This window comes from Nonomuraea diastatica (genome assembly GCF_004349015.1).
Classification (GTDB): domain Bacteria; phylum Actinomycetota; class Actinomycetes; order Streptosporangiales; family Streptosporangiaceae; genus Nonomuraea; species Nonomuraea diastatica.
Genome location: NZ_SMKP01000113.1, coordinates 26,062 through 33,997, shown reverse-complemented (window position 1 = coordinate 33,997; position 7,936 = coordinate 26,062). Strand labels below are relative to the sequence as shown.

General features: G+C 67.9%; 8 protein-coding genes and 1 pseudogene. 3 read left to right on the top strand and 6 right to left on the bottom strand.

From position 1 onward, the window contains the following. A partial coding sequence (locus E1294_RS32725) for an MFS transporter (protein WP_181958590.1) occupies nt 1-614 on the bottom strand: 614 nt, incomplete at its 3' end. Beyond that, complete coding sequence (locus E1294_RS32720; protein ID WP_220448056.1) at nt 611-1,441, bottom strand: alpha/beta hydrolase; 831 nt, start codon at nt 1,439-1,441, stop codon at nt 611-613. The genes E1294_RS32720 and E1294_RS32725, both read right to left, overlap by 4 nt. 94 nt (nt 1,442-1,535) lie before the next feature. On the opposite strand from E1294_RS32720, the gene E1294_RS32715 reads away from it, so the two are divergent. After that, nucleotides 1,536-2,474: a LysR family transcriptional regulator gene (locus E1294_RS32715; protein WP_132514831.1), complete on the top strand. Its 939-nt coding sequence runs from the start codon at nt 1,536-1,538 to the stop codon at nt 2,472-2,474. A 156-nt stretch (nt 2,475-2,630) separates the two neighbouring features. On the opposite strand, the gene E1294_RS32710 is transcribed toward E1294_RS32715, so the two are convergent. Then, nucleotides 2,631-3,770: an LLM class flavin-dependent oxidoreductase gene (locus tag E1294_RS32710; RefSeq protein ID WP_220448055.1), complete on the bottom strand. Its 1,140-nt coding sequence runs from the start codon at nt 3,768-3,770 to the stop codon at nt 2,631-2,633. 441 nt (nt 3,771-4,211) lie between these two features. Here E1294_RS32710 and E1294_RS57450 point away from each other — a divergent pair. After that, nucleotides 4,212-4,502: pseudogene (locus tag E1294_RS57450) on the top strand (recombinase family protein); the annotation flags it as partial. After that, nucleotides 4,479-5,384 carry a recombinase family protein gene (locus E1294_RS32700; RefSeq protein ID WP_342775108.1) on the top strand — a complete coding sequence of 302 codons (906 nt, stop codon included), beginning with the start codon at nt 4,479-4,481 and terminating at the stop codon, nt 5,382-5,384. The pseudogene E1294_RS57450 and the gene E1294_RS32700, both read left to right, overlap by 24 nt. On the opposite strand, the gene E1294_RS32695 is transcribed toward E1294_RS32700, so the two are convergent. From E1294_RS32695 to E1294_RS56295, 3 genes are all read right to left on the bottom strand, one after another. After that, entirely contained in the window at nt 5,342-6,577 is a 1,236-nt protein-coding gene (locus E1294_RS32695) for an AAA domain-containing protein (RefSeq protein ID WP_165977592.1), read from the bottom strand. The two genes, E1294_RS32700 and E1294_RS32695, sit on opposite strands and share 43 nt — an antisense overlap. 162 nt (nt 6,578-6,739) lie before the next feature. Beyond that, on the bottom strand, nt 6,740-7,000 hold the full coding sequence (locus E1294_RS56300; RefSeq protein WP_281284545.1) for a PIN-like domain-containing protein: 261 nt from the start codon (nt 6,998-7,000) through the stop codon (nt 6,740-6,742). Nucleotides 7,001-7,131: 131 nt separating this feature from the next. After that, complete coding sequence (locus E1294_RS56295; protein WP_246083448.1) at nt 7,132-7,833, bottom strand: DUF433 domain-containing protein; 702 nt, start codon at nt 7,831-7,833, stop codon at nt 7,132-7,134. Nucleotides 7,834-7,936 lie beyond the last annotated feature (103 nt).

Sequence of the window (7,936 nt, the reverse complement as noted above, 5' to 3'; positions counted from 1 at the left end):
ACCGTGGTCAGCACCGCGCCCGCCCCGTCCACCCGCTGCCCGCCCGCGCCCCGCGTACGGGGCAGCACGGCCGCCCCTGCCAGAGAGACGAGCGCCACCGGCACCGTCACCAGGAACACCGGCCGCCAGCCGAGCCCGAACAGGTCGGCGCCGATGAGCAGCCCGCCGACCAGCGGCCCGGCCAGCGACGCCACCCCCATCGTGGCGCCGTACAGGCTCATGGCACGCGCCCGCCGCTCCGCCGGGACGGCGACCTGAATGAGTGACAGGACCTGCGGAGCCACCAGGCCGCTGCCGGCACCCTGCACCAGCCGGGCCAGTATCAGCCAGGTCGCGTCCTGGGCGGCGGCGCAGCCCGCCGACCCGACGGCGAAGACCACGGTCCCTGCCACGAACAGCCGGCGATAGCCGTACCGGTCGCCCAACCGGGCTGCCGTGATGAGGAGGCACGCGTAGGCCAGGGTGTACCCGGCCAGGATGAGCTGCACCGCGCCGGGCCCGGCGCCGAGGTCGGCCTGCATCGACGGGGCAGCGACCTGCGCGACGGTGACATTGAGCAGTTGGACGAAGGTCGCGCTCAGCACCACCGGCAGCGTGAACCGCCCGCCGCTCACGAGAGGAGGGCCGCGGCGAGCTCACCCGGCCGGGCGGCGAACGGGCTGTGGCTGCCCGGCAGGCTGCGTGCGGAGAACGGGTTGCCGGGGTAGGCGTCGTCGGCTTCGGCGATCATCAGATCCTGCGTGGCGGGTGTCAGCGCCCGGTCGTCGGCGCAGCGCAGGAAGGTCCGCGGGATGCGTCCCCACCGCTCCGCGGTCAAGGTGACCGGGGCCGTCGGGATCGCCAGCGGCAGGTCGGGGCTGAGCACGGAGCGCCAGCGGTCGAACTGGTCCAGGGGCGTGTCGTGGTAGTGGGTCTGTCGCAGCTCTTCGAGGTAGGCGGGGTCCGCCGAGAGCGGGTTGATCCGTACGGCGCCCAGCGCCTCGGGGTCGCCGAGGCTGAGGCCCCGCCCCAGCACGGTCGCGTTTTCCGGCGCGCCCAGATAGTCGAAGAAGCGCGGCCGTCCGGCGGGGACGAACGCGCTCAGGTACACCATCCTGTCCACGAGTTCGGGCGCCTTCTCCGCGGCCATCGACGTGGGACCGCCGCCCGCGCTGTGCGCAACGAGCACGACCGTGCGGTAACGGCGGACCTGGCGCAGCGTGTCCACGACGGCCTCTGCGCACTCGTCCATGGTCACGGTGGCGAGGCGCGACTTCTCGGTAAACAGGCCGGGCTGGCCGGGCAGCAGGTATCCGGTGGGCAAGGGCGCGCCGAAGCCGTGCCCCGGCAGATCGACGGCCACGCTGGCGGCACCGAGCCCGGCGAGCGCGCGCTGGGTCGCGGCCCACTGTCCTGAGCTGTGCCAGGCGCCGTGGACGAAGACGAAAACAGTGCTGGTCATATCGTTCATCCCAGTCGACGACCACACCGTTATCCATCAGAAGATATGACAAGCTATATGACGATACTTCTGAGATATAGCTGGGGGGCCGCAAATGGAGGCTCGACATCTGCGTTATGCGCTCGCCCTCGCCGAGCACGAACACTTCGGCCGGGCGGCCGGCGCACTGGGGATCGCGCAGCCTCCGCTGTCCAAGCAGATCGCCGACCTCGAACGCGAGGTCGGGGCCCGGTTGTTCGACCGCACACGCCAGGGCGTGTTCCCGACGGCGGCGGGGGAGGCGTTCCTGGCACGGGCGCGGCGGGCGCTGGACGAGATCGCGGCGGCCGTGGTGGACGCCGGCCGGGCCGCGCGCGGCGAGACGGGCCGGCTGCGCCTGGGGTTCATCGCTTCGGCGCTGCTCGACCCCCTGCCCGGCGTCCTGCGCCGGTTCGGACGGGATCGACCCGACGTGCGGCTCGAACTGCACGAGCTGTCCACCAGCCGCAGCACCGCCGGGCTGGTCGCCGGTGAGCTGGATGTGGCCATCACCCTAGGCTCGCCGAGGGGCGCCGGGGCTGAGCACCTCGTGTCCGTCCCGATCGGGCATGATCACCTGGTCGCCGTCATGAGCACCGTGCACCCGTACGCGGGCCGACCGTCGGTGAGCGTGGCGCAGCTGCGGCGACAGCGGCTCATCATCGCGGCCGGCGAGGACGAGCCCGCCGTCGGCGCGTCGCTGCAAGCGCTGCTGGGCAAGAGCTCCCCGGCCCTCGCCGGTGCGGCCGTCGCCAGGGACGTCCACACGATCATCGGCCTGGCCGCCTCCGGGGTCGGCGTCGGCCTGGGCCCGGCCCGCATGCTCGCGGCCCCGCGCCCGGAGACGTGGTTCTGCGAGGTGACCCCGCGCACGCCGCTGCCCGACCTGATTCTGTCCTTCGCAGCGAAGGACCACTCTCCGGTGCTGAGCGCCTTCCTCGACACTATTCGGCAGAACTGCCCCGACGTCGGCGCCGCGCTCGACCACCGGCTCCGGCTCACAGAGACTGAGTGAGTGCGCCGAGGCCGGGTGCGGGTGCTGAGGTCATTGGCCGTGTCCGCCAGCCAGCGGTCTACGTTGTCGGCTGTGAGGTCCACCAGCTCGCGAGCGCCCAGGCTCCTGCCCAGGTCTCCCGCGGCTCCGGTGACAACGGCCCGTTTCCTCCAAACCTCAGGCCTGCCCCCCTTCGCCGGCCGCCGCGGCACGAGCGGGACGCAGCCGCTTCTTCTCGAGGAGAGGAAGGATCTCCGAGACGAACAGCGGGAGGCCTGCCTCGTAGTTCATAAAGGTCTGGCAGATCCCGTCGATTCCAGCGTCGGCCATGCGGCCGATCTCGTCGGCGATCGTCTCCGGCGACCCGATGAGAGGATAGCCGCCCATCGTGGAGGCGAGGCCGGCCTTGATGACCTCGCGCAGGTCCGGGGTCATCTGGGCGCCCATGGTCCAATCGACCGCGTTCTCGACCGCAGGCATGTCCGCGTCGGGTCCGCGATAGCGCTCCACCAGCGCGGCCGCTGCCTCGTCGGTCTCCGCGCAGATGACGGAGGTCGCCGCCCACACCTGTACGGTGCGCCCGTGGCTCGCGGCCATCTTGCGGATCTCGGCCACCTGCTTCTGCGCGCTGTGCGGGTCGTGCGCCCCGACGAAGGCGATGTCGGCGTACTTGGCGGCCGTCTCGTGACCGCGTGGGGAGAAAGCGGCGTTCATGATGGGCGGCCGGGGGTTCTGCAGCGGCTTGGGCTCGAGGTAACCGTCCTGGATCTGCACGTGCCGACCCGCGTAGTCGACGCCGTTGCGCTCCCACAGCCGCAGCACGACTTCGAGCCACTCGTCGAGATAGTCGTAACGCTCGTCGTGGCCGAGGGACTTGGCGGTGAACATCCGCAGTTCCTTCTCGAACCACCCGGCGACGACGTTCAGCCCCATGCGGCCACCCGAGATGTGATCGGCGGTGGCGATCTGTTTGGCCGCCAGCAGGGGTGACATGGTCAGCGCGTGGCTAGTGGCGAAGATCGAGATGCGTTCGGTGAGCGCCGCGAGGCCGGAGGCCCAGGTGTAACTCTCGAAGCTCTGACCCCACGGGTTCGTCTCGCCCTCGAAGCCGCGCCAGCGGGAGATGGGAATGGCGGCCTCGAAGCCGGCCGCCTCCGCCTGGCGCACCAGGTCGACGTTCTGCTGCCAGGAGATCTCGTGGCGGTCCTTCGACCTGCTCAGGGCGCCTGCGGCTGTGATGTTGAACCCGAAGAGCCCAAGTTTCAGGCGATCATCCTCGAAGAGAGGACCCGACCGGTCCGGTTCGGTGACGCGCACTGAAATCCCCTTCCCCCAAGGTTTTGTCCTATTCGGGCAAATGCGTCATGGCAAATTTGTAATTTCCCCATCTTACAGTCAATGGCCAAAGTCATATTGAATGATGAGGTAGAAGGATATGTGGTATACATCACCCCGTACGCGGGCGAGCATCTGCACCCAAGACATCCTTGCCAAGCGCTCAAATGGCCACTTCAGTCACCGCCCGTACGCCAACGCCGGCGTCCACCATCCAAAGATCGTCTACCTGCGAGAGGCAGAAATCCTCGGCGAGGTCGATGGCTGGCTGGCGACCACGTTCGGGCCCGACGCGCTTTCGTCCTGCGCCGGAGGAACGATCATGAAGCGGAGCGTCGTCAATGCCCGCCTGCCGTCGAAGTCCTGACGGAGCAGCGCCTGTGACAGCGCACTGGCCAGCTCGATGATCTTTCCGCAGATCGTGAAGCGCCGCAACGAAGGCCGCAGGCGGCCGTGCTGCTTGCCGAGCTGCGAAACCCCAACCGCGGGTTCGACGCCGTCGTGGTCGGTGAGCCCCAGCGCACCTTCTACGGCAACCAGTTCGGCAACACCTTCGAGCTCTTCAACCACTACGGCGTGCCCTTGTGGGTGCCCGAGGTCGGTGGGGCGATAGACCCCACCAACGAAGCGCACGAGCTGATCATGCTGATGTTCGGCGGGATCAGCAAAGGCGAGCGCAACCGCATCAAGATGCGCGTCCGCACCACCATGGAAGCGCAGGCGAAGATCGAAGGACGTTTCCTGGGCGGCCGCGCGCCGTACGGATACCGCCTGATGGATGCGGGACCCCATCCCAACCCGAGCAAGGCGGCAGACGGAAAGCGGCTCCACCGCCTGGAGCCGGACCCGCTGACAGCGCCCTACGTGGCAAGGATCTTCGAGGAATTCGTTCAGGGACAGGGCCTCTACCTGATCGCCGAAGGGCTCACCAAGGAGGGCATCCCATGCCCGTCCGCCTACGACCGAGCCCGCAACCGACACCGCTCGGGTGTCGCCTGGTCCAAGTCGGCCGTTCGAGCGATCCTCCCCAACCCGCGCTACACGGGTCGCCAGGTCTGGAACAAGCAGCACAAGCAGGAAGAGCTCCTGGACGTCAACGACGTCACCCAGGGGCACGTGACCAAGCTGAAGTGGAACTCCGAAGAGCAGTGGGTCTGGTCGGAGGCGGTCGTCCATGAGCCGCTCATCGATACGGAGACGTACGAGAAGGCGCAGGCGCTGCTGTCGGCCAACGGGCGGCCGGCGAAGCAGCGCAAGCCTCGTAGGACCCCGCGCCCCTACGTCCTTCGCCACCTGCTCCACTGCGGCGTGTGCGAGCGGCGGATGGAAGGTACCTGGAACAACGGCCGTGCCCACTACCGGTGCAAGTTTCCCGTCGAGTACGTTTTGGCGAACAAGATCGAGCACCCGCGTACGGTCTACGTCCGCGAGGACCGCATCCTCGCGGAGCTGGATCCGTGGCTCGGCCGGATCTTCGACCCGGCAGCTCTGGAGGAGACGGTCCGGGCTCTCATAGATGCCCAGAACAACGAGATGGACCGCAGCCCGATCGACTACGAGCAGCAGACCATCGATAGAGTGCTGCTCGCCGCATGACAGCCGGTGTCCACATGTCGGGGCGAGCCCCCCTCCAGCTCGTTCACTTGACGTTGCGCCTGGGCCGTCTCCTGCTCCGCCTTCAATGCCGCCGCCTCGGCCTCAGTTGCAGCCTGATCGACGCGGGCGGCCTCTGCGCCCATTTCGTCCACTTGGGCCCACAGACGGCGGTCGTGCTCTATCGCGGCGTACGCCGCGCCCGCCTCGTTCAGCTCTCGCTCAGCCGCGGCGATGGCGGTGGTGAGTGAGTTTATCCGTGTCTGATGGAGGGTCACGGCCGCCTCGGACCTCTGCGACTGGTGCTGGGGCGCTCGCAGGAAGATCTCGTCCCGGCGGTACCCGGCGGCGTCGAACCCCGCCAGTGCAGCGTCCAACTCGCCGAGCCGCCGCAGCCGCGCCTTCACGGCCACCAACCGCTCCGACAGGTCGCGCCGCTTGGCGTCGGTGGCTTTGAGACGTGCGCGTACCAGCAAGGGCAGAGAGACGTCGGCGTTCTCGGTGATCTCGCGCAGTTGCGGCGGACCGACTCGGACGACGGTCCCCGGCGGATGGCGGTGGCCTTTGAGGATGCCCAGCAGTGCGTTGTCCACGGCAATGTTGGTGGCCGAGACGAGCAAGATGCGCTTGCCTGCGGCGATCAGGTCGCCGATCGCCTTCGTCAGCACCAGGGTCTTGCCTGTGCCCGGCGGGCCCCAGACCAGCCAAAATCCGGTGCCGAGGCACGCCTGGTAGGCCGCCTCCTGCTGCGGGAACAGCCCTGCCGGCGGTCGGGCTCGCGACAACTGTCCACCAGGCTTCTTGAGGGCTAGGAGATCACCGAGCGGCGCGCTGCCGAGCGAGGCAATGCCGTCTTTGAGCGCTTCCACCAGGAAGGTGGGAGGTTGTTGCAGTGACCACAGATGGGGATCGGCAGGGTCGGCGAACTCGGCCACTCGTACGGTGAGTGTGGATTCGCTCTGTGAGACGTCCATCACCGCAAAGCCCTCGTCGATGCTGCCCTGCTCCGCGCCCGCCAGCCTCAGCCCGTCAACCCGATCAGGGCTCAGCTCGGCGCCCCGGACGTCCACGACGTACAATCCCTCACCGGTACGAATAGCGCGGCCGAGCCGCCGCCAGCGCGCTTTGCCGCCTGCGCCACCCTCCGCTGCAATCCACTCATCCAGTGCGGTGACGATCTCCTCGCGCCAGCCCACGCCCCACTCCGCCCGCCCGCTGACCCACCGTAACGCCCTTACGATAAACAACTTTCCGTATCGTTTCCGGAGGTTCGCCGCCATGGTCGGATCCGGTGAACTTATGTACGCCCTGTCATCCTGGTTGCGATGAACAGCAGGATCCGGAAGCAAGTGCGGGAATCAGTGATGCGGGGGATATAGACGCTCCAGCCGGTCGGCGTGGGCGGCGAATATGAAGGGCCCAGGAGTGGCGGAGGCGAGAAAGATGGCTTGTTGGTTGGTGATGAAGCGTTCGGCGTAGGCGGCGGATGTGAGATCGCCGCGGGTGATGACGAAGCAGCGGGCCTGGTGTCCGATGACGGCGTCGATCTCTGCTTGCCGGTAGCGGATGCGTTTGTCCTTCATGAGGACGGCCCACCCGAGCCTGGCGCTGTCTTCGATCCAGCGGGGTGTCTTCGATGGCCTCGTCTTGGGGGACGCCGTAGTGTTCGGCCAGGGTGATGAGGTCCCATCCGGCTTCGCGCAGCAGTTTGGGGACGGCGACCCGGCCGAGACTGCGGTCGATGAAGAACCTACGCGGCTGTTCGGGTGGCGACACGCAGGACATCCTCGATCTCGTCGCGGGTGAGCCCGTACTCCTCGGCTACGACATCGACGGGCTCTCCGGCCTGGAACAGGTCGATCGCGTCCTCGATCTTGGCGCCTCCGCGGGCGAATCGGAGCCGGCCGAAGGCGTGGCGGGCATCTATCGTGACCTCGGCGACGCGGTATTGCGGAAGGGTGATCACTTCGGCGTATCCGTCGTGTGCGAAGTGCACGCGGCGCAGGTAGTTCTGCACGATCTCGGTGAAGACTCGTTGGTTGTTGCGGACGACGACCAGCTCGCGGGCCGAGTCGTCGCCGACGTGCTCGGCGTAGTCGTAGAGGACTTCGGCGCCGTCGGTGAAGAGCCGGTGGCTGGCCAGGGCGTGTTCCAGGCCCAGTTCTCGCTGCAATGCGTCGATTGCCGGCCGGATGCGCTGCAGTGGTACGCCAGCTTGCCGGAACGCGGCCAGGGCATAGCCCTCGGCCAAGCCGATGAACGGCACGGATGCTTCGTTCGGCCGCTCTGCCCGGGTGGCGGTGATGACCGGCTTAGCGCGGATCGCGCGGCCGTCGTGCTGACGGCGTTGGTAGCCGAAGGCCCAGTTGGTGAAGGTGGAGGCGGGGATCGCGAGGTAGCCGGCAGCTTCGGCGATGCCGTACAGCGGCGTGGTGAACCGATCGATGGCCATGCTCACCTCCTGATTCACGTCGTTGAGCCATTCCATGATGCCTCAGGTGTGGCGTCACAGGCGGCGTATTTTTGCGTCAACTAGGTATGTCCTCTTTGTTCGG

Coding starts and splice junctions, on each gene's coding strand:
- E1294_RS56295 (WP_246083448.1), bottom strand. CDS start 7,833: ATGGCCATCGATCGGTTCACCACGCCGCTGTACGGCATCGCCGAAGCT.
- E1294_RS32715 (WP_132514831.1), top strand. CDS start 1,536: ATGGAGGCTCGACATCTGCGTTATGCGCTCGCCCTCGCCGAGCACGAA.
- E1294_RS32700 (WP_342775108.1), top strand. CDS start 4,479: ATGCGCGTCCGCACCACCATGGAAGCGCAGGCGAAGATCGAAGGACGT.
- E1294_RS32720 (WP_220448056.1), bottom strand. CDS start 1,441: ATGACCAGCACTGTTTTCGTCTTCGTCCACGGCGCCTGGCACAGCTCA.